This window comes from Bacteroides sp. ET71 (assembly GCF_023336905.1).
GTDB lineage: Bacteria > Bacteroidota > Bacteroidia > Bacteroidales > Bacteroidaceae > Bacteroides.
The window spans coordinates 73,979-97,881 of the sequence record NZ_JAMBLS010000010.1; the positions used below are offsets into that span (position 1 = coordinate 73,979).

Annotated in this window: 28 protein-coding genes and 2 pseudogenes; 27 read left to right on the top strand and 3 right to left on the bottom strand. The window is 48.8% G+C overall.

The genetic code is table 11. The annotated features are described in order from the left end of the window. Window positions 1–15 precede the first annotated feature (15 nt). The 16 genes from M3090_RS07540 (at window position 16) to M3090_RS07615 (ending at window position 13,138) form a co-directional block, all read left to right on the top strand. The gene (locus M3090_RS07540) at window positions 16–726 is read left to right on the top strand and encodes a hypothetical protein (protein ID WP_234178449.1); all 711 of its coding nucleotides are present in this window, start codon (window positions 16–18) and stop codon (window positions 724–726) included. Window positions 727–904: 178 nt separating this feature from the next. After that, a complete protein-coding gene (locus tag M3090_RS07545) occupies window positions 905–1,300 on the top strand; it encodes a helix-turn-helix domain-containing protein (RefSeq protein ID WP_087340323.1) in 396 nt (131 codons plus the stop codon). Then, window positions 1,278–2,375 (top strand): AAA family ATPase, encoded by a 1,098-nt coding sequence (locus tag M3090_RS07550; protein WP_087340322.1) that lies wholly within the window; start codon window positions 1,278–1,280, stop codon window positions 2,373–2,375. Before M3090_RS07545 ends, M3090_RS07550 begins: the two co-directional genes overlap by 23 nt. A 108-nt stretch (window positions 2,376–2,483) precedes the next feature. Next, window positions 2,484–3,371 (top strand): toprim domain-containing protein, encoded by an 888-nt coding sequence (locus M3090_RS07555; RefSeq protein ID WP_249054988.1) that lies wholly within the window; start codon window positions 2,484–2,486, stop codon window positions 3,369–3,371. Between the two features lie 246 nt (window positions 3,372–3,617). Continuing rightward, window positions 3,618–4,058, top strand: a complete 441-nt coding sequence (locus M3090_RS07560; RefSeq protein ID WP_087340318.1) for a hypothetical protein — start codon at window positions 3,618–3,620, stop codon at window positions 4,056–4,058. Window positions 4,059–4,060: 2 nt separating this feature from the next. After that, entirely contained in the window at window positions 4,061–4,390 is a 330-nt protein-coding gene (locus M3090_RS07565) for a DUF4134 domain-containing protein (protein WP_087340316.1), read from the top strand. 45 nt (window positions 4,391–4,435) lie between these two features. Next, entirely contained in the window at window positions 4,436–4,849 is a 414-nt protein-coding gene (locus tag M3090_RS07570; RefSeq protein WP_249054991.1) for a DUF4134 family protein, read from the top strand. A 194-nt stretch (window positions 4,850–5,043) separates the two neighbouring features. Next, window positions 5,044–6,216, top strand: coding sequence for a tyrosine-type recombinase/integrase (locus tag M3090_RS07575; RefSeq protein WP_006743472.1), 1,173 nt, complete (start codon window positions 5,044–5,046; stop codon window positions 6,214–6,216). Window positions 6,217–6,339: 123 nt separating this feature from the next. Next, complete coding sequence (locus M3090_RS07580) at window positions 6,340–7,602, top strand: site-specific integrase (RefSeq protein WP_006743471.1); 1,263 nt, start codon at window positions 6,340–6,342, stop codon at window positions 7,600–7,602. A 148-nt stretch (window positions 7,603–7,750) separates the two neighbouring features. Further along, window positions 7,751–8,071 (top strand): helix-turn-helix domain-containing protein, encoded by a 321-nt coding sequence (locus M3090_RS07585; protein ID WP_006743470.1) that lies wholly within the window; start codon window positions 7,751–7,753, stop codon window positions 8,069–8,071. A 12-nt stretch (window positions 8,072–8,083) separates the two neighbouring features. Next, window positions 8,084–8,398 carry a hypothetical protein gene (locus M3090_RS07590; protein ID WP_006743469.1) on the top strand — a complete coding sequence of 105 codons (315 nt, stop codon included), beginning with the start codon at window positions 8,084–8,086 and terminating at the stop codon, window positions 8,396–8,398. A gap of 37 nt (window positions 8,399–8,435) precedes the next feature. Next, on the top strand, window positions 8,436–9,686 hold the full coding sequence (locus M3090_RS07595) for a site-specific integrase (RefSeq protein ID WP_006743468.1): 1,251 nt from the start codon (window positions 8,436–8,438) through the stop codon (window positions 9,684–9,686). 67 nt (window positions 9,687–9,753) lie between these two features. Beyond that, the gene (locus M3090_RS07600; RefSeq protein WP_005812835.1) at window positions 9,754–10,581 is read left to right on the top strand and encodes a hypothetical protein; all 828 of its coding nucleotides are present in this window, start codon (window positions 9,754–9,756) and stop codon (window positions 10,579–10,581) included. A gap of 288 nt (window positions 10,582–10,869) precedes the next feature. Further along, window positions 10,870–11,268 carry a plasmid mobilization protein gene (locus M3090_RS07605; protein WP_005812832.1) on the top strand — a complete coding sequence of 133 codons (399 nt, stop codon included), beginning with the start codon at window positions 10,870–10,872 and terminating at the stop codon, window positions 11,266–11,268. Next, window positions 11,265–12,503 (top strand): hypothetical protein, encoded by a 1,239-nt coding sequence (locus M3090_RS07610; protein WP_006743467.1) that lies wholly within the window; start codon window positions 11,265–11,267, stop codon window positions 12,501–12,503. Before M3090_RS07605 ends, M3090_RS07610 begins: the two co-directional genes overlap by 4 nt. 17 nt (window positions 12,504–12,520) lie before the next feature. Further along, window positions 12,521–13,138, top strand: a complete 618-nt coding sequence (locus tag M3090_RS07615) for a hypothetical protein (RefSeq protein WP_005812828.1) — start codon at window positions 12,521–12,523, stop codon at window positions 13,136–13,138. 268 nt (window positions 13,139–13,406) lie between these two features. Here M3090_RS07615 and M3090_RS07620 read toward each other — a convergent pair whose 3' ends face one another. Next, window positions 13,407–14,156 (bottom strand): nucleoside phosphorylase, encoded by a 750-nt coding sequence (locus M3090_RS07620; protein WP_006743466.1) that lies wholly within the window; start codon window positions 14,154–14,156, stop codon window positions 13,407–13,409. An 11-nt stretch (window positions 14,157–14,167) separates the two neighbouring features. Further along, a complete protein-coding gene (locus M3090_RS07625) occupies window positions 14,168–14,668 on the bottom strand; it encodes a nucleotidyltransferase domain-containing protein (RefSeq protein WP_006743465.1) in 501 nt (166 codons plus the stop codon). A gap of 395 nt (window positions 14,669–15,063) precedes the next feature. On the opposite strand from M3090_RS07625, the pseudogene M3090_RS07630 reads away from it, so the two are divergent. The 11 genes and pseudogenes from M3090_RS07630 to M3090_RS07680 all read left to right on the top strand — a co-directional run. Then, a pseudogene (locus tag M3090_RS07630) lies at window positions 15,064–15,165 on the top strand (DUF4134 family protein); the annotation flags it as partial. Window positions 15,166–15,178: 13 nt separating this feature from the next. Further along, complete coding sequence (locus M3090_RS07635; protein ID WP_087340313.1) at window positions 15,179–15,475, top strand: DUF4133 domain-containing protein; 297 nt, start codon at window positions 15,179–15,181, stop codon at window positions 15,473–15,475. Between the two features lie 108 nt (window positions 15,476–15,583). After that, window positions 15,584–17,008 (top strand): annotated as a pseudogene (locus M3090_RS07640) (conjugal transfer protein TraG); the annotation flags it as partial. Between the two features lie 232 nt (window positions 17,009–17,240). Continuing rightward, window positions 17,241–17,966, top strand: coding sequence for a helix-turn-helix domain-containing protein (locus M3090_RS07645; protein ID WP_249054994.1), 726 nt, complete (start codon window positions 17,241–17,243; stop codon window positions 17,964–17,966). A 322-nt stretch (window positions 17,967–18,288) separates the two neighbouring features. Next, a complete protein-coding gene (locus M3090_RS07650; RefSeq protein WP_117710690.1) occupies window positions 18,289–19,428 on the top strand; it encodes a site-specific integrase in 1,140 nt (379 codons plus the stop codon). A 25-nt stretch (window positions 19,429–19,453) separates the two neighbouring features. Further along, window positions 19,454–19,897 (top strand): helix-turn-helix domain-containing protein, encoded by a 444-nt coding sequence (locus M3090_RS07655; protein ID WP_117710691.1) that lies wholly within the window; start codon window positions 19,454–19,456, stop codon window positions 19,895–19,897. Window positions 19,898–20,001: 104 nt separating this feature from the next. Beyond that, window positions 20,002–20,844 (top strand): hypothetical protein, encoded by an 843-nt coding sequence (locus tag M3090_RS07660; RefSeq protein WP_117710692.1) that lies wholly within the window; start codon window positions 20,002–20,004, stop codon window positions 20,842–20,844. A 230-nt stretch (window positions 20,845–21,074) separates the two neighbouring features. Beyond that, window positions 21,075–21,470 carry a plasmid mobilization protein gene (locus tag M3090_RS07665; protein WP_048317552.1) on the top strand — a complete coding sequence of 132 codons (396 nt, stop codon included), beginning with the start codon at window positions 21,075–21,077 and terminating at the stop codon, window positions 21,468–21,470. Continuing rightward, window positions 21,467–22,732, top strand: a complete 1,266-nt coding sequence (locus M3090_RS07670) for a relaxase/mobilization nuclease domain-containing protein (RefSeq protein WP_048317550.1) — start codon at window positions 21,467–21,469, stop codon at window positions 22,730–22,732. The genes M3090_RS07665 and M3090_RS07670 overlap by 4 nt, the downstream gene beginning before the upstream one ends. A 19-nt stretch (window positions 22,733–22,751) precedes the next feature. After that, window positions 22,752–23,300 (top strand): hypothetical protein, encoded by a 549-nt coding sequence (locus M3090_RS07675; RefSeq protein ID WP_048317548.1) that lies wholly within the window; start codon window positions 22,752–22,754, stop codon window positions 23,298–23,300. A 21-nt stretch (window positions 23,301–23,321) separates the two neighbouring features. Further along, window positions 23,322–23,477 carry a hypothetical protein gene (locus tag M3090_RS07680; RefSeq protein ID WP_153093198.1) on the top strand — a complete coding sequence of 52 codons (156 nt, stop codon included), beginning with the start codon at window positions 23,322–23,324 and terminating at the stop codon, window positions 23,475–23,477. Window positions 23,478–23,557: 80 nt separating this feature from the next. On the opposite strand, the gene M3090_RS07685 is transcribed toward M3090_RS07680, so the two are convergent. Further along, on the bottom strand, window positions 23,558–23,903 hold a 346-nt coding region (locus M3090_RS07685), incomplete at its 5' end, for a hypothetical protein (RefSeq protein ID WP_234078691.1).

Sequence of the window (23,903 nt, forward strand, 5' to 3'; positions counted from 1 at the left end):
GCGGCAGCACAGGATGTGGCGGAAGAACTTTTCGCACTGCTCGCTGAAGCGAGGGAAATCTATCTGCATGACGTCGTGGCAGGCGGCAAACGGTATGGCCGCTTTGTGGATGACTTCATCAACAGCCACCGGTACATAGACTGCGACAGCGCGGTCTGCCGGAACTGCCACGCAATGAACCTTCACATCGCCAGGGTCCTTCTTACCGACCTGGCCGAACGCACCCGCCTTTCGTTCGCGGCGGACACCTTTTCGTTCGGGGACTGCATGGAGCTAAAAACGGTGTATGACATTTCAGATCCGGGGGCTCCCGCCGGCCGGGACGGAACCGGCCTTGTCCCGGACGCCCCGCCCATTTCTTTCGACTGCAATTTTACCGAGAAACAGATGACAGGTATCGTGGCTTGCGCAAATACCTATCATCTGTTTTGTGTTTCTGCGGTGAGCATGGAGGACATGGAGGCCCTCTTTGCCTGCAGGGAGGGTTTCCGTATCCGGGTGAACAACATCCGGCATGTGGCCGTGCTGTTCGACGCGCTGCTCGAAGGGTCGTACATACAGGCGCACTGGCAGTCCGTCCTCGAAAGAGGGAAATTCCTGGTTTCCAAGGACGGCAAACGCTTCGTGACCGCCTCGAGCCTCTCGACGGCCCTGTCCGCCGCAAGAAGCTGTATGACATCCACGACTATGGCCATAAGAAAAGCCGTCAGTCAGCTCCGTGAATGAAACCAACTGAAAGAACGGCAAACATGTGAAAGATAAAAGGCTGACCGTAGCAATGATATGGAGCCGGTATCACTGCCGGTTCCCTGCCATTGCCGTCCGCATCGCATAACTTTGTCCTCCGTCAGCGCAACGCCCGACGGAGGCTTGCCTTTCATTGTAAAATCAAATCATACACATAATGCAGAACAGAACAACATTCATGGAACGGCTGAGCGAAAGGCTCAGTGCGGTAGAATCGGTACTGAAGAAGCTGGAACCGGTCGAAAGCCTGCTGCAAAGGCTGGAAATGCTGGAGGACTCTTTCTATTCAACGAAGAAGGTGTTTACATTCCAGGAGGCGTGCGTGTACATCGGCGTGTCGGAAAGTATGCTGTACAAGCTCACCGCAAACAAGGAGATACCCCACTACAAGCCGAGGGGCAAGATGGTCTATTTCGCCAAGGAGGAGCTGGACGCATGGCTCCTGCAGAACTGCGAGCCCGCCATAGACGACGCGACCCGTCAGGCCGCCGAATCCGCAACCGTTGAACCGTTCTTTAACCAGAGACGAAATGGAAAGCGAAAGAAGGACTAACATCATCGGGGCGGAGCTTGACGACAGCCGCCTTTCGGACATCCTGTCCGCCTCGCAGATAAAGGTGACGGACAGCTACGAGACCCCGCCGCAGATTATCTGGATAGACAACTCCACCATCGCCACGCTCGGCAACTTCAGCGCATCGACCGGCAAGGCGAAGTCGAAGAAGACCTTCAACGTGTCGGCCATCGTCGCCGCTTCCCTGGCAGGCAAGCAGGTGCTGAACTACCGGGCGCATTTGCCGGAAGGGAAGCAGCGTATCCTGTATGTGGACACGGAACAGAGCCGTTTCCACTGCCACAACGTGCTGGAACGCATCCTCAAGCTGGCGGGACTGCCGGACACGACGGACAACGACAGGCTCGACTTCATCTGCCTGCGCGAATATTCCCCCGCCATCCGCATCGAGGTGATCGACTATGCGCTGCGGCGCGGCAAGGGCTACGGGCTGGTGGTCATAGACGGCATCCGCGACCTGATGCTCGACATCAACAGCACCAGCGAATCCGTGGAGGTCATCAACAAGATGATGGAGTGGTCGTCGAAATACAACCTGCACATCCACTGCGTGCTGCACCTGAACAAAGGGGACAACAACGTGCGCGGGCATATCGGAACGGAGATGAGCAACAAGGCGGAAACGGTGCTGGTCATCAGCAAGGACAGCGAGAATCCCGGCGTCAGCGAAGTGCACGCCCTCCATATCAGGGAAAAGGAGTTCAGGCCGTTCGCCTTCACGATAGACGAAGCCGGGCTGCCCGTCATTGCGGAGGGCCATTCCGCATGTGAGCATCCCAAGCCGAGGCAGCGGACAAGCTTCACGGACCTGAGCATCGAGCAGCACCGGGAAGCCCTCGCCGCCGCTTTCGGCGACAAGCCCATCAAGGGGTTCGAGAACATGCTCCAGGCGCTCATGGCCTCCTACGAGGCGATCGGCTTCAAGCGCGGGCGGAACGTGATGGTCAAGCTGCTGCTTTACCTGACCGACAACCTGAAGCTGATACGCAAGCGGGACAAGCTGTTCTACTACGACATGTCGCCCGCCGAGGCCATGCTTTTCGACGAGGAATGACGGCGGGCGCGGGCATATATATAATCCAGTTTAATTTAGTACAGATATATATAGGGAAACAAACTAAACTAAACTTGTTTCGTGAAAACAAATGAAAGAAAAAACGGCATGAACATATCGGAAGCAAAACAGATACGCATCGTGGATTTCCTGGCGCAGCTCGGACACCGTGCGCAATACGTGAAATCGGGACAATACTGGTACCTCTCGCCGTTCCGTCGGGAGGAAACGCCGTCGTTCAAGGTGAACGACCGGCTCAATGAATGGTACGACTTCGGGGCTGCCACCGGCGGCGACCTCGTGGAACTGGGGAAGCACCTGTACGGGACGGACAGCGTGAGCGAGGTGCTGGCACATATTGAAAGGCACGCCGGCATCAACAGCCTGCCGAGGGTGCGGCTCCCGGCGGCGATGCTCCGGCCGGTGGAAGCGGAAATGAAGGACGTGAGGCTGGTGCCGCTGCGTCACCATGCGCTGCTGTCGTACCTCCGTTCCCGGATGATCGACGCCGACATCGGAAGGATGTTCTGCAAGGAGGTACATTACGAGCTGCGCAGGCGGCACTATTTCGGACTGGCGTTCGGCAACCTGTCCGGCGGCTACGAGGTGCGCAACCCCTATTACAAAGGCTGCCTGAAGAACAAGGACATATCGCTGATAAGGCACTCGCACGGCGAGACGCAGAGCCATGTGTGCGTCTTTGAAGGCTTCATGGACTTCCTCTCCTATATGACCTTGCGGCAGGCCGGAGACAGGACGGTATGCCTCGATGCCCCCAGCGACCATCTTGTGATGAACTCCGTGGCCAACCTTAAAAAAGCATTGGGACACCTGCATGGGTATTCCTTCATCCATTGCTACCTCGACAACGACCTTGCCGGGCGGAAGACGGTGGAGACCGTCGCCTCGCTGTTTGCCGGGAAGGTCAACAACGAAGCCTACCGGTACGACGGCTACAAGGACCTGAACGACTACCTGAGAGGCAAAAGGCTCTGACGCGGCCGGCGTGCCGGAACACAAGGAAGCCCTCCATCCGGAGGGCTTCTTTTTTTTGTCCGCAAGCGACCCTGTTCAGGCATAAAACAGCCGTCAGAATATGATTTTAGAGTATGATTTTGAGAAATAGCATAAATCTTATTAAGAAAATGAAGATTTGTATATCAATTATTTCCTAATATAATTCTGTTGGTTTTTCTTTGCAAACCAAATTCAGAATACAAAATAATACTATTACGATAGAGTATGAAATCATATTGGATATTTGCAATCGTACTGACGGTAGCCTACATCATCTACTATGCGGTGAACATCGCCAGAGACCTGTACGGAAAGAAAAGCCGTGGCGGGACGGAAGAGGAAGTCTTTGAACTCGATCCCGACGACGGCCAGGAGAGCGTGACGGTGACGGAAAGCGAGACCGGCTTCAATGTCGGGACGGAGAAGTACGAGACCGCCTTTGAGGGCACCGGCGCTTCCGTGCAGGACGGCCCGGCGGAGGCGGACACGGAATCGGCCGAAGAACGGTTCGCCCGGATAAAGGCCGAAGCCGAGGCGAAGATGGAGGACAGCACCCCTTACCTGTCCGACGGATTCACGCCGGACGATATGTACAAGGCGATGATTTGCGGCGGCCGTCTGGAGAACCGTCCCGCAATGGACTGGAAACCGGTGGACAAAATTTAGCGATGAAAGAAACGAAGAAGATATTATGCGCCCTGTCCATGCTTGCAGTACCCTGCTGCGTCTTCGCCAAGAGCGGAGCCGTGAACTACTCCTGGGGAGCGGACGCGCTTGCCACCATGCACGACTTTGTGGTGACGATGATGCTGTATGTGCAGTACATCTGCTTTGCCGTCGCCTCGGTGGTGGCCGTCATATCCGCGCTCCAGATCTATATCAAATGGAATACGGGAGACGACAGCATCGTGAAATACATCGTGATGCTGGTCGGTGCGTGCCTGTTCTTCATCGGAGCCACCCTGGTATTCCCGGCCTTCTTCGGCTACCGCATCTGAAAACGGATTTGAGATTCAACGATATAATCACTAAAAGCAATGAGAATGAAGAAGTTAAAGAAAGCAATGCAAAGAATCGTAGGCGCGGTGTTGTACAAGGTTGCGATGCTCGCCCTCCTGCTGGTGTCGGGGCCTGCCGCACTGATGGCGCAGAACACCGCAGGCGACTACACGGCAGGTACCAACGCCCTGACCACCGTGGCGGAGGAAATCGCCAAGTATGTGCCCATCATGGTGAAGCTGTGCTATGCCATCGCCGGAGTCGTGGCGATAGTGGGCGCCATCAGCGTCTATATCGCGATGAACAACGAGGAGCAGGACGTCAAAAATATCTTAGTCCTCCAAAATTGGTTGGAAAGGATAAGAAAGGAAGTGACAAATAAAGTGCTTAGTATCAAGCGAATAAGCGATTTTTTGATTTTTCCGATTCTTGCTCAACCGACTCTTAAAAAGATATAATAAAATGATTTTTGTTTCTGATTTGTTTCTCATATATGGCTTGATTTTCATATCTTTGCACATGCTTTCAAAGGCATAATCACGATGCAGAAACGATATATCAGCATCCGAAAAGCCCAACCCTCGCAGACCCTCTGCAAAATTCATTTTCCCTTCTTTCGGGAGTAAATTACCAAAATAAAATATAAACAAGCATGGCAAGACCAAAGAAACAAGTCAAACTGAAGGAGCCGATTAAGATTCGTCTCAAACCTCTCGCAGATGGCAACAAGAGTATCTATCTTGACATCTACTGGAAGGGAGTCAGAAAGTATGAGTATCTGAAACTCTATATCATTCCTGAGGTCAATCCACTCTGCAAGGAGCAGAACAAGGAAACGATGGCACTCGCAGAACGTATCAAGGCAGAGCGCATCAAGGCTCTCCATGGTCACGGAGTGCAAGACTGGGAAACCGTCAAGCAGGGTTCACAACTCTTGACAGGATGGATCAAGAAGTATTGTGAAGGTGGAGTCAGCACCAAGAAGTCAACCCTCCATTGTCGTGTTGAAATGCTTCACACCGTGGAGAAATATCTTGAAGAGTCCAATCAGACCTTCATCACCCTTGAAGAGGTCAATGCTGATTTCTGCCGTGGGTATGTGAAGTTCCTTCGCACCTTCCCAAACTCACACTGCAAGTACATTGAGCCAAGACCTATCAGCCAGAACACGGCAAGCCGTTACCTCGGCATGTTCTCGACTACTCTCAACAATGCTGTCCGTCAAGGTATTATCCGAAACAATCCAATGAAGGAACTGGATGCCAAGGAGCGCATTCAGCCAAAGGATGGCAAGAAGGAATACCTTACCATTGAGGAACTTAAAGCCCTCATGGCAACCGACAGTTACCGCCCAGAGGTCAAGCAAGCCTTCATCTTTGCTTGTTTCACTGGATTGCGACTCAGTGATATGTACAAACTTGCACCGATTCACATTTTCAAGACTCCTGACGGCAAGGGCGAGTATATTGACATGGAAATGCAGAAGACGGAGAAGCCTGTCATCATCCCACTCTCTGAAGAGGCAAAGCGTTGGTTACCAAAACCAAAGGGAATAACAACTCCCTTCTTTGATATACCAACTACTCAGACCGTCATAGGCAGAGCCCTTCGCAAATGGGCAGAGGCAGCAGGTGTAGAGAAGCACATCAGTTTCCACTGTTCACGTCACACCTTCGGCACAATGATGCTGACACTTGGCGCAGACCTGTTCACCACAAGCAAGTTGATGGGTCACACCAACATTCAGACCACTGAAATCTATGCGAAAATCGTAGATAAGAAGAAGGAGGAAGCCATCAACCTCATTGATGGAATGTTCAAGTAAAGGATGTACTTTGAAAGTACCCCCCCTTCAAAGAGTTAAGGGAGGTGACTTGAAATCACCCCCTTTGATAAACCAGGGTGGTGTTTCACCCCAGTGGTATAACCAATTATAACAATCATTGATATGACCATCACACTTCGACAAAAAGACCTTGAAAACGACAACAAGAGCCTGTATCTTGACATCTATGAGAATGGCAAGCGCAAGTTTGAGTTCCTTTCCCTCTACCTAATCCCTGAGATTAACCAAGAGACAAAGGAACGCAACGAGGCTACCTTGAAACGTGCGCAGGAGATTCGTGCCGAGCGCGTCCTTCATCCCGAGACCATTCCCGAGAAAGGTCACTTGATGGTTGTACCCGACATTCCCAACGATGACTCACCCGAAGTCATTGACTGGATCCAGACTTACATGGAGTGGATGGACGGCAATCCCGAATATTCCAAGAGGACTGTCGAGCAGACTCAATACCTTCAAGAACGCATGAAGGAGTTTCTGAAAGCCAAACGCAGACCGCACATCACTCTGATGAAGTTCGATAAGACATGGTTCAAGGCATTCTTTCTTTGGCTGAAGAATGACTATGTACCTCAGAAGTATGTGAGAGTCAAGGCAAAGCCGTTGAGTAATGCCAGTTTGCGGAACATGCAGCAACGCATTGTCGCAGTATTCAACAAGGCAGTCAAGACTGGCAAGTTGAAGGCAAACCCCTTCTATCAGTTGGAGAAGGAAGACACAATCTCCAAGCCAAAGTCTGGTCACAAGCTGTACCTTACACCCGATGAACTCAAACTCTTCATGGCATCCGAAGAGACTAACGGAGTCAGGGAAACCCAGTTGGCATTTGGCTTCGCTTGCCTTACAGGACTACGCATCAGCGACATAAGGGCTTTGCGATGGTCAAACATCATGAGGAACGAGGTAACGAACACACTTGTAATCGTCCAGAAGAAGACCAAGGAACTCAATGCCGTCCCAATCTGCTCAACCGCAGAAGCATGGATGCCACCCAAGAAGGATGACAAGGTTTTCCACCTTCCTGCCCATGCCAATGTGGATGCAGCTCTCAAACGAATAGCCAAGAAGGTAGGTATCACGAAGACAATCTCCTTCCATACCTCCCGACATACCTTTGGCACATTGATCCAAGCGGCTACTGGTGACATCGAGACCACCAAGAAACTCATGGGTCACAAGTCGCTCAAATCAACCGCAGTCTATGCAGACGTGCTGACTGAGGAAAAGGTCAAGGCTATCTCCAATACCAAGACGGTATTCAGGAGTCGCAAGCCACACACCGAGAACAAGAAGATTCCACGAACCAAGCGAACGGCAGCGACCAACACGCACCCTCGCAAGGTCATAGATATACAGGATAACGAATAACGGCTAACGAGCCGATTCAGGATAACAACCAGTTTCATTTCATCAAAAGCAGTGCCCTGATTCAAGGTAGTGGTTTCCGCTACCCTTAGGGGCTTGCTATCTCAAAACCAAGCATTCAGGATAACGTAAACAACTAAATATCAAGATTATGAATAAGACTATTGACAACGAGACTCTTCTTTTGAAGGTAGAGTCATTTGAGCATCGCATCGAGGTTCTGGAGAACACTCTCAGCGCAGCCAAGGAGGTATTGACACTTGAAGAAGCAGCCCTTTTCATGGGTATATCAAAGAGCAGTCTCTACAAGATGACCCATCGTCATGAGCTTCCTTTCTTCCGTCCAAACGGCAAACTCATCTACTTTGAGAAGGCTGAACTTCTGAAGTGGATGCGTCAGAACCGCAGCATGTCTGAGGCTGAGACCAAGGAGGCAGCAGCCCAGAAGCTGAATGAACTTGCCAACCACTAATCAATGAGTATTATGAATCAGGATTTCAATCAACAGCAGTACAACGACAAACTGGCTCAGGTAGCCAGCCTTGCCGTTACCTATGCCAAGGATGGCACAGGCTATCACAGTATGAAGGATGCCTTCAATGAACTGTGCGAGATTTCACATGCCAACAAGGGCATTGACCAAGAAAACACTATCGGCAGACGAACCCTGCTTGTGCAGAGTGTCTGCATCAAGGCTATCCATGCGCTCACTCCATACCAGAACGAGCGACTTGAACAGCAGCTGAAGGACATTGCTTCGGACTATCCCGAGCATCGTCACCTGCATTTCCGCAGATAGTTTCTTCTTTCCCTTTTGTCATATCATAGACATATCAATGAGAGTTACCGCTTACATACGTCAGAAAGATACATCGAAGAACGACCTTGACAGCCGTGCTTCGGTGTACTTCCGTGTCCGTGACAAAGGGCTTGATGTCAAGTGCGCAAGCGAACTTCAGATCAATCCCAATCACTGGAGCCAAGAACGACAGGGCTACAAGAGCCGTGTCAATCTTGTGGATGACGATACCAGAAACCTCTTTGACTCACAGGTCAAGGAGATTACAGGTATCATAACCAGGGAATACTATATCGGAGCAAACTCCGACTGGCTAAGACGACTGATATTTGCCTATCACCACCCCAATGCCTATTGCATGGGCAGTGGCATGGCGGTAAGCAAATCCTTTGTCATCTGGGCAGAGAGGTACCTTCAGAACAAGCATTTCGGCAAGCATCAGGAGTGCAACACCCGATGCCTGATTGACAAGGTTACTCGTTTTGAGGATGAACACAAACACCCGATGAACATTGACAGCATGACTGCCGATGATCTTCGTGTGTTTGCGGATTTCCTGTCTTCTGACTATGACATATCTATGAATACCATCGTCACTAACATGACCTTGATGCGTACCGTCTGCAACTGGGTACGAAAGCAGGGAGTCACAAACAATGACCCCTTCTTTGGCTATGACATGCCCAAGGCACTCTATGGCACTCCATATTTCCTGACCATTCAGGAGCGTGACCAAGTTCTGGATGCAGACCTAACGGATGATGCAGAACTTGCTGAGTATCGTGATATGTTCGTGTTTCAGTGTATGGTCGGATGCCGTCATAGTGATCTTGTGACCTTCACCCCCAAGAACATTATTGACGGTGTTCTGGAATATATCCCCATCAAGACCAAGGGCAAGTTAGGTGACGTTGTAAGGGTTCCTCTTATCCCCAAGGCTATGGCTATCCTTGATGGCCATGACCATGGTGATGATGAACCAATCTTCCCCAAGCATTATAACTTCAAGTTCAACGATGCTATCCGTAGAATCTTGAAGCGTGCCAAGGTAAATCGTGTTGTCACTGTGATTAACCCTAAGACACGGCTTGAAGAGAAGAAGCCAATCTCAGATGTGGCTACCTCTCATCTTGCACGAAGGACTTTTATCGGTAATCTTTACCGCATGGTCAAAGACCCTGATTTGGTTGCTTCTATGTCTGGTCATGCCAAAGGCAGCGTTGCTTTTGCCCGATACCGAGTCATTGATGATGACATGAAGAAATCCCTGGTTGAACTTATCCAGTGATTCTCTTCTTTTTGATGGCATATTCCTTTTCCCTTTATTCGGTTACATTTCAATAATATCATAGACTATGGACGATAAAAAATTACATCGTTGCTTCACTTTCTCTGAAGAGCAGTTGAAGCATCTTCGAAGCAAGAAGTACAAGATTGACCGTATGGAATGCTTCATGTCGCTTGTGGATCTTGCCGAGCCAGTTCCAAAACTTGTGCAAATCAGCAAGACCAAGCAAGTAGAAATCTTGGCAGGTCAAGTTATGGTTGACAATACCCAACTTGCCAAACTCTGGGACAAAGACCGCAAGACGGTTCCAAAGCTGTTGGATGCTATGGAGGCTGTGGGCATTTTCTCTTCTCAGGAAGTGGAAGATAACCGCATCTACACCCTTCATTGTCTCTCAGGCTGGTATGTTGATGCCAAGTTCGTGTCGAATGCCTTTGCCTTAAAGCGCAATAACGACAGTACGGCAATCATCCATGCGGAAGTTCCTGCCTCCAAGGTCATCATCACTGAGGATCCTGATGACAAGAAGAAGGACAAGGAAGGTTCTGCTTCTGCCGATGACAAATCCAATGACTCTGCCGAGGGCAACAATCCTCAGACAACTGGCAATGTGTCGCACCAATCACCACAATCTAATGATAGTGGCAATGTGGGTAAGTCTGGAGCAGATGGCAACAAGTCACCATCACCTCCTGAAAACAATTCCCCGCAGTCTGCTGACAGCCCTTCTCCCCAAGGTGAAGCCGATGGCAAGCAGAATGAAGGGAAGCAGCATGAGCAGATACCTTCTCAGCAAGGAGGACAGCAGCCACAACAGCCTAACGGCAATCAAAGACCGCCTTTCAACGGCTATCAGAAGCCTAACGGCTACTACAACCAGAACGGCAACAAATAGCCGTCTGAGGACTCAGGAATGCGACCTGCACCGCCAAACCATCCCAAAGGACGTTTACCGATACAGGACAACACGGCAAGCCGAAACGACTTTCTAAGCCCTGACGGGAACTTAGCAGGTAAAAGGACCGATTTTTAAGAGGTACTTTTCGAGAAATCCTTTTGTACTACATTATTTGTGACCAAATTTATGCAGTCCTAAAAGTTTCTCGGGCTACTCGCAGGCTCGCAGACCTATGTCCTTCTTTTTTACTGATTTATATTCATCCCTTTAATCATATTCAAAGATATGGCTAAGAAAAAGAAGATTATCAAGAAGACACCCACAAGGGTGCATTCCTTCCGCTGTACCGATAAGGACTGGAAGGAACTGAAAAAACTCGCTAAGGAATGTGGTATGAGCATAGGCAAGTATCTCGTTGAGACTGGCAAGAAGCATCACCCACGTCAGCGACTCACTCCAGAGGAAAGCAAAGCCCTGAACTCTCTGACTGAGGCACGTACCGACTTGATAAAAGTCCGCAGTAAGTTGCACGATGCTTCACCCGAGGAAAAGCAGAAGATGTTCAGATCTCCAAAGTTCATGAAGTGGTGGATTGAAGCCGTTGAACGACTCATCAAACACTGGTATAGCATTGAAGACAACCTTACTTCTCCTGTACTGACCAAAGTTCAAGAAGACGAATGATTATACTCGCAAGACCAGTAGCCTATGGCGGCAATGCCGCAAGGTACGCAATGGAGAAGGAGGATGCAACCGTGGTCAAGGTGAACCACATGCCTGACTATCTCGATGCCACCGAAATCTGGTATCGGATGAAGCATCACTGCCAGTTGCATCAACAGGACAGGACTGTTGGGCGAAAGTTGGAACGCTTCATGACCACGTTTGTACTCTCCCCATCCAAGGAAGAGTCAGAGAACTATACCTTGGATGACTGGGCAAACCTCGCTGATGAAGGATTGGAAGCTTTGGATTCAGTCGGACTTTTACCCAAAGGCTTTAAGGAGAAGGTCAAGACCAATTTCCGCAATTCTATGAGTGTTGCTGCCTTGCATCGGGATTCCAAGTCTGGAACCCTTCACCTGCATCTTGACTGTTGCCGTGTGGATAATGACGGCAAGACCAACGATGTTCACGATGTTCACATCAGAGCAATAAGGGCTGCGGAAATTATCAACGCAAGGCATGGTTGGGAGCAACCTCAGGAGGTTCGTGAAATGCGCCAACAAGATATAGCGGAGTTTTGCGAATATACCCTTCAGAAGATGGATAGTTTCGACATTGACCGTTACTTTGATATGCTTCGCATGAGAGGCTATGAGGTCAATCCAAGGTATGACACTACTAACTGCAAACTTGTGGGCTACACCATCGGCAAGAATGCCTCAGTGTTCAAGGCTTCTGCCATCGGTCGAAAGTTCATGGTATCACAGCTTGAAGCCACATGGAAGAAGATGCATCCTAAGCCTACTCAGGTCAAGATGCGACCTGCTTCACCTTCCGTTTCACCGGCTCGCCCTGCTCGCCATGTTGCTCAGACAACGAAACCTACCCAGTCCAATTCTAAGCCATTGCCAGTTGCTACCAAGACTGCCTTCAATGTCAATGTTAGCGGTGAAATGAAGAGAATCTATATTCCGAACACGGTCAAGGACATCTTCCTCAATGAGGTTCAGGTTCCTGATTCTGATATGACTGCATCAAGAGAGGACATTTCTCATGTAGGTATGCTTCTCTTCCTTGATATGATTGATGCAGCAACAACCGTGTCCGAATCTTGTGGCGGTGGTGGTTCTGCTCCTTCCTCTGGTTGGGGTAAGGATGATGACGAAGACGAGCGTGAGCGGGCTCGCCGTTGCCTCCAGATGGCTCATGCCATGTGCAAGCCACCGCAGAAAAGACGTTCATTCCACCGTTAGACAAATCCTACATATCAATGAGAAGAACAAAACATGTAGAAGAACTCATCGAAGATGACGAGCAGAAGCCTGACTTCGATGACATGATGAACGAAGTCCAGGAAGAGATTGAAGAGCATGATGCCGAGGATGCTGTTGTCAGTCGTGCGCCTGAACTCAGGCAGTTGAGTGAGAACATTGACAAAGCGACCAACACTTGGATCAATGCAACTCTTCAACTGGAGTCTGCCATCCGTAAGTACAATTCAGCTCAGACTGCTCTTGGCAATGCCGTTGACACTATCAGTGGTAAGGTTGACACCATCAATACCCACATTGACAATGTTCTGAAGGATGCCCCAACCAAGTTGAAGGTTTCAGTCAGAGTCGATGATGTTGACTGGAAGAAGATTCAGGACATGTTCGACAAACAACATGAATGGATGACCACTCAGATGCAGAAGCATATCCGTGAGGTCAATCAAATGTTTTATGAAGAACGTAGAAGGGTTCAGGAAAGGTACAAGGAGTACGACGGAACCTACCTCGGACACTATGTGCAGTATTTCTTCTGGTTCTTCTTTGTCCTTGGACTCGTTATTTTCGGCTTGGCTATCTTCCTGATGCTCGACAGTCACTACCACTGGACGAAGTAATCTAATGTTTATACCCTCCAAAATCCCTACGAAACTTGGCATAGTCTAAGTTTGTAGGGATATTTTTTTTCTTGAAAACGTCATTTTCTTGAAAATGTGCACTATTGCCCGTTGTGGGAGCCAGATAGCATGAGTAACTTTGCACCGTCAAAATAAACGAGTGTAAACCTAATTGTTATAAAGTAAGCATTCCGTAAACCACGTATAGATGGTTATGGAATACTTTTTATATAGTCCGCTAAATGGGAATTTACAATTCTGATATACTTCAGATGTAGGTTGCCGTTTCTAAAGCAATATAAAGTTTGTTTAAACTATGGTTGGCATTGTTCAAGCCTTTGGCTTCATATCCATTTGTATCCAAAATGTCACCTGTTTCAAAAAAAGCATACAACTTCAAATTGTAGAAGTCGCACACAGATTGAACTCCAGCCAATTCCATTTCTACAGCGATGCACCCTTCTTCCATACGTTTGCGTACAAGTCCTTTTGTTTCTCTGATCATCGAATCTGTCGTCCATATTTTACCTGTAATATATGGTACAGATAATTTGTCGAAAATTATGGAAAGTTCCTTGCTTGCGGCTATATCAATATAGTCGGATGGTGCTGCAAAATAATATGAACACCCGTCCCCTCTGTAACTTTGTGTCGGTATGATAAATCTACCTTGTGTGGTTGTACGGTCAAGACTGCCACAGGAACCGAACATAATGAACTTTGATGCTCCAGTTAGCCAGCTTGCAAGATGACATTGAGAGGATGCTACTGCTGAACCTATTCCTGACAGGTAGAAAGTTATCGTAACTCCTTTATAAGTTGTTTTATAGATATGCGTATCGCCATTGCAAGCCGGCATAGTTGCAATAATTTCAGATTCGTAGGAATCAAGTAAATGCCGATGAATCTCCTTCGAGAATATTATCAGGCATATATCTGCAAAATCTCCACGTCTGCCGTAGAAATCAAACAGATTGATCATTGGTTCAGTTTCAATATCATAACTATCAGTAATCATAGCATATTGAATCAGATGTGAGTTTTATATTGCTCCGGTATCTCAAGATTGAAAGTTCTGCATAATAACAGGACGTCGTGGACATCATTTTCATCGTATTCATATCCAAGATGGAACTGTACCTGTGCCTCCGGGTTTATGCATGTTACCTCAATATTCCCGATATTTCCTTTACCTGAGAAAGTTTCGCTTGGGAAAGTGTATCCGTCATATAGAATTCCATCTTCGACATATTCGAAACAATGCAGATCGATTATTCTTCCGTTGTCATCTTTCCAGACAGTATGGCTATCGGTCGTATAGTCCATTACAACTTCTCTGTATCCCTTCCAGGTAATCACGGATATGGCCTTACCATAGTCTTTCTTCTCTACGAACAGATCGATGTCGTTATGTATTCTTGTTTCTCTGCCTATAAGTGCATCGACACCCCAACCGCCGTCCAGAAACACCTTTACAGATGCTTCAGACAGCATTTCAAGAATCTCACATGCATCAAAATAAGTGACCATAAAATTGCAATTAAAATAAACTTTGGTGCAAAGTTAATAAAATTCCGTGAGACTAAAGAGACTTATACGTAGAAAGTTAAACATACAACTGTATTTTCGCAGAAAATACTATAAAATGCCACCTGAAAAGCCCACTTTTCGTGCACATTTTTCCAACTAAAGCCATTTTTTCAACCTGATTGCTGAAACGACAATAAGGTTCACAATACCTGATTTTGCACCTTCAGGAACGCAGCACAAAATGATAGAAAATGAAAATTTCCGTTCATTTCCGTGTTAAGATATGTTAAGCAGATGTTTTCATTTTGGGGTTTTTGAAATTTTTGTTTCCAGTTTGTTTCTTTTGGTACTTTTTGCTTTTTGGGAGTGTTGATATTCAGCACTTTACAATTCGGAAGCAGATTCTCAAGAAGAAGATCATGATGGTCGTGGGCGCCTGCATCTTCCTGATAGCGGCGGCACAGGCCCTGCCACTGTTCTTCGGTATCGGCGGATAAGAAAGGAGGAGCGATGAAAGGCAGTGACGAACGCTATCCGGACTACCCGCTGTTCAAGGGGCTTCAGCGGCCTCTTGAGTTCATGGGAATGCAGGGACGCTACATCTACTGGGCGGCAGGGTCGGCAGGCGGAGCCATTGCCGGCTTCATCGTCGCCTACTGCCTTGCCGGTTTCGTCGCGGGGCTTGCGGCATTGGCCGTCATCCTGTCAGCCGGCATCTCGCTCATCATCCTCAAGCAAAGGAAGGGACTGCACACCAAGAAGAACAGGAAAGGAGTGTATGTCTATGCCCACTCGAAGAAGATATGAAAGAGAAAAGCCATTACGGAGAGCGTGTGGCCCTATTGAATGTTGAACCCGGGCAGGCCCGCTTGTGCAAGAGCGAGTCTGCCCTTACTTAAGCTGAAGCAACCGACAATGACACTGTACATCCTATTGACATTCGCCGCCCTTTGCGCGGGCATGGCCGTCTCGGTCTATGCCTTTGGCACGGGAGGAAAGCGCAAGCGCATCTTCCAGGACATCTATTTCACCGTGGAGGACGTGGACGGCATCGGCGTGCTGTACACCAAGACCGGGGAATACTCCGCCGTCCTGCGGATGGAGAATCCCGTTCAGAAACATTCCGCCGACATCGACAGCTACTACGAGTTCTCGAGCCTGCTCACGGCCGTGGCGCAGACGCTGGGCGAAGGCTATGCGATTCACAAGCAGGACGTGTTCGTCCGCAAGCAGTTCGAGGACGGGTCGGGCGACATGCACGAGTTCCTGTCCTCCGCCTATTTCCGGTATTTCAAAGGCCGGAGGTACACGGACAGCGTATGCTACCTGACCGTCACGCAGGAAGCCCGGAAGAGAGGCCTGTTCTCTTTCGACGGCAAGAAGTGGCGCGACTTCCTCGTGAAGATACGCAAGGTGCATGACCAGCTGCACGATGCCGGCATACAGGCGGAGTTTCTGGACAAGTCGCGGGCAAGCGAGTTCGTTGACCGCTACTTCGCCATGAACTTCAGGGACAGGGTTGTCTCGATGACCAACTTCAAGGTGGATGACGAGACGGTCTCGATGGGCGGCAGGCGCTGCAAGGTGTACAGCCTCGTGGACGTGGACTGCGTCGCCCTGCCGTCGCTTGTCAGACCCTATACCAACATAGAGGTGAACAATACGGAGATGCCCGTTGACCTGCTGTCCGTCATCGACAGCATCCCGGAAGCCGAGACGGTGGTGTATAACCAGATCATCTTCCTGCCCAACCAGAAGCGCGAACTGGCGGCACTCGACAAGAAGAAGAACCGCCACGCGAGCATCCCCAACCCCGGCAACCAGATGGCCGTGGAGGACATCAGGCGTGTGCAGGAAGTCGTGGCAAGGGAGAGCAAGATGCTCGTGTACAGCCATTTCAACCTTATCGTGGAAGTGTCAGCCGACAGGGACATACAGAAATGCACCAACTATCTGGAGAACGCCTTCGGGCGCATGGGCATCCACATCAGCAAGCACGCCTACAACCAGTTGGAGCTGTTCGTAGCCTCATTCCCCGGCAACTGTTACGCCATGAACGAGGAATACGACCGCTTCCTTACCCTGAGCGACGCCGCCATGTGCCTGATGTACAAGGAGCACATCCAGCACAGCGAGGACACGCCGCTGAAAATCTACTACACCGACCGCCAGGGCGTGCCGGTGGCCATCGACATCACGGGAAAGGAGGGAAAGAACAAGCTGACGGACAACTCGAACTTCTTCTGCCTCGGGCCCAGCGGCAGCGGCAAGAGCTTCCACATGCATGTCATATGGACTAAAACGCATCGAAAAGAACTCCAAGCAAAACTTAGAGAAACGTCATAAAATGCTCATTTTCAATACATATTCATTAACATAACGCTCCAACCGCCTATTGCGAGTTTCATCCGTTTAGAGTAATTTTGTACCACGGTTGTACCATGGGCAGAGGGACACACGGTTCGTAATGAGGGTTCTTATTTCCTCTTATTTCCCCTTGTTTCCTCTTAAAAGTTTCCGTCAGGGACCATCCCCCATGAGTCACTACAAAATTCAAAAAATAACGGTAAAAATGAATACAACAACTCGCATTCCAATCGTGCTGATGTCCGTAGAGGAAACAGCACAGGCAGTAAGCATCAGCGTCAAAACAGTACGCAGCCTTATTCGCCAAGGCAGACTCAGAGCCATAAATTTAGGTACGCGCATGACAAGAATCTATTTGCAAGACCTCCTTGAAATAGCCAAGGAACAAGGTTATCAGGTGGTTCTCCCTTCTTCCCTATCGTTAGAAGGGACAACTCCCAAGAAGGCACAAAGGTTGAAAGATGCCGAGACTGGCTCTGTCAACAAGTTGGCAAAGTGTCGCAAAACTCCCAAGGCTGGGGAAAGAGCACCTGATGGAGTAAGCCACGACACCCATTACACGATGGCAGAGGTGTTGAGCACCTTTGATATTAAGTATGGCAGATTCTATGAAGTCCGCAACCGCTACCAACTCCAATCTGTCCACGCATGGGGAACGACCTGCTTCAAGAAAGAAGAAGTGGAGAGGGTCATAGGACTTTACAATGAAGAACAGGGAAAGAACATTTCTGATGACTGGTACACCTGCTTCGACATTATGAAGCTCTACGGATTGGGGAAGACACAGGTACGCAGATTTGCAGAAACTCATGGAGTGAGAATCCGAAAGTTCAAAGGTGGAAGAGCCAACTACTATCTGAAAGCAGATTGGGAGGCTGCACGCAAGAAGGCAGAGAAACAAAGTGCTTCAACCAAGGCTAAGCGGAAGTGAAGTACAAACAAACTCATATACGACCCATGCCGTTGCAAATGGTCTGAAACAGCCTTCTTTGTCGGTCGAAACAAACCCACAACGCAGAGTAACGGATATAAGACAAAAAGCACTTCTGAAACCCTATTTAAGTCCGATTTTTAGCGTAAAATCATACTCAAAAGCAAATTCAGGTTAAATTCAGACAGTATTTGAAGCCATCATTACTTTTCTCTTTTCACGGCAATCTAACTTTGCATCGGATTTGAGAGTTAAAGCGTTGCAGCGAAGGCTATTCGCATCCACAGATATATATCATAAACAATAATACAATAGTAACAATATGACAAACATTTGTACAAAGGTCACCGTGCGGAAACGACCTATCAAGAACGGACAGACTTCCCTCTATCTGGATTTCTATCCTCCAATCCGCAACCCGAAGACAGGCAAGCTCTCACGCAGGGAGTACCTTGGTCTTTACATCTACACCAACCCTGTTGAACGCTTTCAGCAGGAGTACAACAAAAGTATGATTCAGAAAGCGGAAATCATCAAGTGCCGCAGGACTGAGTCCATCATCAATGAGGAGTATGGCTTCCTCGACCGCAACAAGGGCAAGGAGAGCTTCTTGGAATATTTCAAGAACCTCATGATTGAGCGTGGCAGCAGCCAGAACTGGGCAACCGCCTACATGCACTTCCACAATTACACGCATGGCGAGTGCCGCTTCTGCGACCTTACCGTTCCGTACTGCCAGGGATTCCTCGACTACCTGTTGTCGGATGCCTGTATGCACAACGGCAAGCGCATGATGGGAACAACAGCCAACAACAACCTTACCAAGTTGAAGTGCATCCTTGCCATCGCATACGAGGACGGACTGCTCAAAGAGAATATCGCCAAGAAACTTGTGCGTGCCAAGGCTCATGGCAACAAGCGGCAGTTCCTCACCAAGGAAGAGTTGTTGCAGTTGTCTCAGACTCCTTGCAAGAGTGATGTCCTTCGCCGTGCAGGTCTCTTCTCCTGCCTTACAGGTCTTCGCCTTTCTGACTGCATCAGACTCCAGTGGGAGAATATCGTCAAGTTGGCTGATGGCGGCTGGGGAATGGACATTATCACAAAGAAGACTTCCACCGCTGCAATCCTGCCTATCAGCGAAGAGGCTTTGCAGCTCTGTGGCGAGCGAAGCACTGGACAGGTGTTCAAGAATCTCACGAACAGTACAGTGGCATTGTATCTCAAACCGTGGATAAAGGCTTCCGGCATCGAGAAACACATCACCTTCCACTGCTTCCGTCATACCTTTGCCACCTTGCAGTTGGCAGAGGGAACGGACATCTACACTGTGAGCAAGCTGCTTACCCATAGCAATCTTGCCACTACTCAGGTGTATGCCGATGTGGTGGACGAGCTTAAACGTGATGCAGCAGAACGTATCTCTCTCAAGATGCCAACCAAAGCAGAGAGTGACCAGACATAAGTGAATAAAATAATCAGGATAACAAATGGAAGAAAACAAATCATTATCGTTCGACCAGCTGCCCACTGCAGTTGGCGAACTTCTGACCAAGGTCAATACGATGATGACTCGTCTTGATGACATTGGTCAGAGAATAGGCAATGTTCCGTGCGAGAATGACCATGTTCTTATGGACATCAGAGAAGCAAGTGCCTTCGTCCGAAAGAAGGTCTCATCGCTCTATGCTTACACATCTGAAAGACGCATCCCATTCTACAAGAGAGGCAACACGCTCTACTTCTTCAAAGACCAGTTGATAAAGTGGATTGAGTCAGGTGGCTCTTGGGACAAGCCTTACGAACCGACCCAGGAGGAACAGGCAGACTTCGAGGCTCATCTGGCAATGTTACAGAAGAGCAAGAAGAACAAGCCTGCCTCCATGAAGAGGGACAAGGATGAGAAAATTCCTAATGGGGAAAGAATGACATGACGGATAAGAGAATCATGTAATCTACTTTTTACGAAAGGGAAAAGAGAAACTATTCATTCTTTCTTTGCTGAGTAATCCGTTTCACTTATAATCCGTTTTTCAAGATGAGTAACCAAAGCATAAAATACGGAATCCTGCTGACCAAGGAACAGCTCGATTTCTTAAAGGATGACAGGCAGGGTTTCCACCGCATGACTGCCTTCGACACTTTTGTATCAATGGCTTCCACCAAGCCAAGTGTTTATCAGAAGACAGGCTTCTCCGCTTCACTCTCCATCGGGCAGTTTGCCATCTCAACCGTTGAACTGTCTGCCCTTTGGAAGTGTGACCGCAAGACAGCGGCAAAGGTGGTGGAACTGTTCAATCAGGTGGGCATCCTCTCAACCGAGAGGAACAACCGCACCTCCATACATACGATACTATGCATCGCCTTCTGGTACGTTGACGGCATCAAGGAAGCCATCAAGAACCCCTTCTACAACCGTCAATCCGTGACTTCCGCCACCCAAGAGGAATCGGTGTCCAATGTCCCATCCGATACCGCTTGCTCTTCGGAAGGCAATCTTTCCAATGGCATAGGTCAGCAGAAAGACAGCAGCGTCAATCCTGCCACTACTGACATTCTGCAGCCCCATGTTCCTGCCTCTTATAATACCTCTTCCCCTTTCGTTAATTCTCATGTTATCGGGGATGGACTTTCAGATCCTTCTCCGATACCACAAGACTTCAAACAAAGGGAAAAGGAAGGTGATGACCATTTTGAGTATGAGGTTGGACAGCCGTCAGAAGATGACTGCAATCAAGGAGAAGGGGCATCACCCATTGAGTTGCTGCCGTCTCCTGTCTATGATGACGAGGGCAACCTCTTGCAGCCACCGCCCCATGAAGGACGATGCGAGGATCACACGGAGAGACATGGCGCGCATATCACCCCAAGTCACTCATGATGTCATCTCTACTTTTCCCTTATTTCGACTATTGACGTTCCCGACAGGCAAGCTATCCAGAAGCCGCTACCTCTATTAGCCGTAGTTTTTTTTCGGAGGTCTAAACAAGAAGTACCAGTGTCAGACGGTTTCGCTTCGCCCACCGCTTCCTACTGGCATTCTTGAATGTTCGCAGGCTCACATTGGCTGTCCTGTTATATCAAGTATAAACTTTATAAACCCCATCTACAATGACAAAAGACAAGAATAACAACACGGAGAAAACCTCAAGGAAGAGACCTCCGAAGACCAGACACATTGACGTTCGTTTCACAGAAGAACACTACGACTTGGTAGTACATAATGCCCGACTGTCAGGCAGGAGCAAGAGCACATATCTTCATGACTTAGGCATCGGACACAAGCCATCCCTACCCATGACCGCAGAGCAGGAGGAAGCCTTGAAGGGCTTAATCGGGGCAAGGTCTGAACTGGTTTATGTGCGCAATGCGCTTCATGCCCTGCCACAGACCGAGAGACTAAAACTCTTCAAGAGAGCCGACTTCATGGAACGTTGGCTTCAAGGCATCAACACCCTGATAGAGGAATTGAGCCGCATTAGAGACAAATTCTTGGATATGTTATGATAGCAAAAGCGTCAGCAATTCAGCATGGTCAGGCAATGACCAATTACGCAACCAAAAACAATCGCGCGGACATCGTCAAGACCAACCATCTCAGCGAGGGTCTGCCGCCGATGGGCATGTGGGACGAGATGGTGCTGCATCAGTCCATGTTCAAGCAGAGGTATGCCAAGAAGCCCATCGAACTGACGTCCATCCGCTTTGAGCTTTCCCCATCTGAGGAGGAGGCACGTAACTGGACTATGGAGGACTGGAGAAGATTCCTTGACGAGTTCATTCGTGAGATGGATGGTATCTCCAAGGTGAACCACATCGGCAAGAAGAAAGGCAAGGCTGCAACTTCGGTCAAGCCGACCAACATAGCCAACTCCCAATATTTTGCCGCCCTTCACCGTGACTCCAAGAGTGGCATTCCCCACCTGCATCTGGTGGTGAACCGCATCGACATGGACGGTAATCTCAATGATGTGAAGTTCATCGGTGAGCGTGCCGTGATGGCTGCGAAAGCCATCAATCAGCGTCATGGTTGGAAGGATGCCATGGATATTCGTCAGGAACGCATTGCAGAGGTGACCAAAGCCTGTATGGATGTGCTGCGTTCAATGCCGTTCTTTGATTGGGATGAATATGCCGACCGATTGAGGGCAAAGGGATATGACATCGAGCTTATCCGTGACAAGAATGGTCAAGGCAGGGTGCATGGCTACCGCTTCAAGTTCGGAAAAACTACCATCAAGGCTTCCGAACTGGGTGTAGGAAGGAATCTCACCGCATCGAAAATCGGGAATACCTTCCGCAAGCTGCACCCTCAGCCAACACCTGTTGCAGTTGGTCAAAGACCTTCTCCTTCTGTTTCAAACGCTACCACATTGGACAGCAGAAATACGGCATCGCAAGGTGGTCTGTCTCGTACAAGCAATGTTGCCAAACCTGACCTTCCTGCCGGATTGAGAAAGATTATTGAAGTCGATGGTGAGCGTTTCAGCATAGTCATGCCGAGAACTGCTTACGACACGATGAACAGTTGTATCGAAGTTCCCGAGAATGGATCCGCAAGCCACACTGACATTCTGAATGTAGCCATGCTGCTCTTCATGAACTACCTTGATGCTGCCACATCGATGTCTGAGTCATGTGGTGGCGGTGGCAGTCCTGGCAGTGGCTGGGGACGTGATAAGGACGATGATGACCGTGAATGGGCAAGACGTTGCGCAATGCAAGCAAACACACTCTGCAAGCCGATAAAGAGAGGCATGAAACGATAACTTTTCAAACAAGAACGGTATGGGAAGAAACAAGAAAGATGCCACACAGGATGTGCTTAACCTGTACAATCAGATGCAGGAGGACGAGAACATCGAGAGTGGCAAGGAAGAAATCAAAGTGACCCTGAAAGAGATTGAATCAGCCAAGAAAGCACTCTATGAGGCAAAGGAGGAACTGGGCAATGCCTATCGGAGGTTGGAATCAACGAAAGTGGCACTTATGGCTGCCCACAGGAGCACGGACAACATCGTGGATAGTATATGCCATGCCATAGTCAAGGCAGAGCAGAGCAACCTCAAAGTCGGCATCAACGATGAAGGAGTTGCCCAGTTGGATAAGCGGAACAACACCGCCATTTCTGCTTTCAAGCAAGCCCTTGACGAGCATGAGAAGCGGATAAACGACCTGTTCACTCACCAGCAGAAAGAGCTTAAACGAATCCGCAATATCGAGGAGGGTGCATACTTCAACGGTAGCACCTATGCCTGGATGTTCGGCTTGGCTTTCCTAAGTTGGTCTATCATCTTTGTTGAAATCACCATTTGGATATGCATCACACTTTTTTAGAAAACTCAAAACATCAGAATCATGACAGACAACGAATACAGCAAGGCAAGAAAAGCCGCTGTTGATGCCCTTATCTACTGGGCAAAGACAGGCATGAGAGAGTTCACCATGCGTGACGCAGTAAACGACTATCTGGAGGCGAGCGGTGCTAACCGCCCCTCCATCGGTGGCGAATAGACCATCCTTGCACACAGAAAAAATGCAGCCAACCGACTGGCGATTGACTGCATATACAATTCATTTTGCAATAAGATTACTTACTTTCCCTCTTTTCCATCGGTTTTATTAGATGAGTTTGTTTTTGTAGTTGCTGTTTTTGATGAGGTTGCTCGTGGAAGAAGAGTTGGATTAGAGCCTATTGACCAACGATTATTCTTCGGTTGCGACGGAGGAACATTTGTGTTTGTGCGACTGGTTTCTTTTCGCTTTTGTTCCGCTTTTCTTTTTTCCTCTGCTCTTCTCCTCGCATTTTCCCGTTCTAAAGCAATGCGATTACGTTCATTAATCTCATGAAGACGTTGATTGTTTATCCTTTGTTGCTCTTGTTGGAATCGTCTCTCATTTTCTTTTCTAATTTGTTCATTACGTTCTTCTTCAAGATAT

Excerpts from the sequence above, each read along its gene's own strand:
- M3090_RS07650 (WP_117710690.1), top strand. The coding sequence starts at position 18,289 with ATGACAAACATTTGTACAAAGGTCACCGTGCGGAAACGACCTATCAAG.
- M3090_RS07625 (WP_006743465.1), bottom strand. The coding sequence starts at position 14,668 with ATGGTCACTTATTTTGATGCATGTGAGATTCTTGAAATGCTGTCTGAA.
- M3090_RS07580 (WP_006743471.1), top strand. The coding sequence starts at position 6,340 with ATGACCATCACACTTCGACAAAAAGACCTTGAAAACGACAACAAGAGC.
- M3090_RS07545 (WP_087340323.1), top strand. The coding sequence starts at position 905 with ATGCAGAACAGAACAACATTCATGGAACGGCTGAGCGAAAGGCTCAGT.
- M3090_RS07550 (WP_087340322.1), top strand. The coding sequence starts at position 1,278 with ATGGAAAGCGAAAGAAGGACTAACATCATCGGGGCGGAGCTTGACGAC.
- M3090_RS07610 (WP_006743467.1), top strand. The coding sequence starts at position 11,265 with ATGATTATACTCGCAAGACCAGTAGCCTATGGCGGCAATGCCGCAAGG.
- M3090_RS07665 (WP_048317552.1), top strand. The coding sequence starts at position 21,075 with ATGACAAAAGACAAGAATAACAACACGGAGAAAACCTCAAGGAAGAGA.
- M3090_RS07620 (WP_006743466.1), bottom strand. The coding sequence starts at position 14,156 with ATGATTACTGATAGTTATGATATTGAAACTGAACCAATGATCAATCTG.
- M3090_RS07615 (WP_005812828.1), top strand. The coding sequence starts at position 12,521 with ATGAGAAGAACAAAACATGTAGAAGAACTCATCGAAGATGACGAGCAG.
- M3090_RS07585 (WP_006743470.1), top strand. The coding sequence starts at position 7,751 with ATGAATAAGACTATTGACAACGAGACTCTTCTTTTGAAGGTAGAGTCA.
- M3090_RS07600 (WP_005812835.1), top strand. The coding sequence starts at position 9,754 with ATGGACGATAAAAAATTACATCGTTGCTTCACTTTCTCTGAAGAGCAG.
- M3090_RS07590 (WP_006743469.1), top strand. The coding sequence starts at position 8,084 with ATGAATCAGGATTTCAATCAACAGCAGTACAACGACAAACTGGCTCAG.
- M3090_RS07675 (WP_048317548.1), top strand. The coding sequence starts at position 22,752 with ATGGGAAGAAACAAGAAAGATGCCACACAGGATGTGCTTAACCTGTAC.
- M3090_RS07655 (WP_117710691.1), top strand. The coding sequence starts at position 19,454 with ATGGAAGAAAACAAATCATTATCGTTCGACCAGCTGCCCACTGCAGTT.
- M3090_RS07555 (WP_249054988.1), top strand. The coding sequence starts at position 2,484 with ATGAACATATCGGAAGCAAAACAGATACGCATCGTGGATTTCCTGGCG.
- M3090_RS07595 (WP_006743468.1), top strand. The coding sequence starts at position 8,436 with ATGAGAGTTACCGCTTACATACGTCAGAAAGATACATCGAAGAACGAC.
- M3090_RS07570 (WP_249054991.1), top strand. The coding sequence starts at position 4,436 with ATGAAGAAGTTAAAGAAAGCAATGCAAAGAATCGTAGGCGCGGTGTTG.
- M3090_RS07680 (WP_153093198.1), top strand. The coding sequence starts at position 23,322 with ATGACAGACAACGAATACAGCAAGGCAAGAAAAGCCGCTGTTGATGCC.
- M3090_RS07635 (WP_087340313.1), top strand. The coding sequence starts at position 15,179 with ATGAAAGGCAGTGACGAACGCTATCCGGACTACCCGCTGTTCAAGGGG.
- M3090_RS07645 (WP_249054994.1), top strand. The coding sequence starts at position 17,241 with ATGAATACAACAACTCGCATTCCAATCGTGCTGATGTCCGTAGAGGAA.
- M3090_RS07560 (WP_087340318.1), top strand. The coding sequence starts at position 3,618 with ATGAAATCATATTGGATATTTGCAATCGTACTGACGGTAGCCTACATC.
- M3090_RS07565 (WP_087340316.1), top strand. The coding sequence starts at position 4,061 with ATGAAAGAAACGAAGAAGATATTATGCGCCCTGTCCATGCTTGCAGTA.
- M3090_RS07660 (WP_117710692.1), top strand. The coding sequence starts at position 20,002 with ATGAGTAACCAAAGCATAAAATACGGAATCCTGCTGACCAAGGAACAG.
- M3090_RS07670 (WP_048317550.1), top strand. The coding sequence starts at position 21,467 with ATGATAGCAAAAGCGTCAGCAATTCAGCATGGTCAGGCAATGACCAAT.
- M3090_RS07605 (WP_005812832.1), top strand. The coding sequence starts at position 10,870 with ATGGCTAAGAAAAAGAAGATTATCAAGAAGACACCCACAAGGGTGCAT.
- M3090_RS07575 (WP_006743472.1), top strand. The coding sequence starts at position 5,044 with ATGGCAAGACCAAAGAAACAAGTCAAACTGAAGGAGCCGATTAAGATT.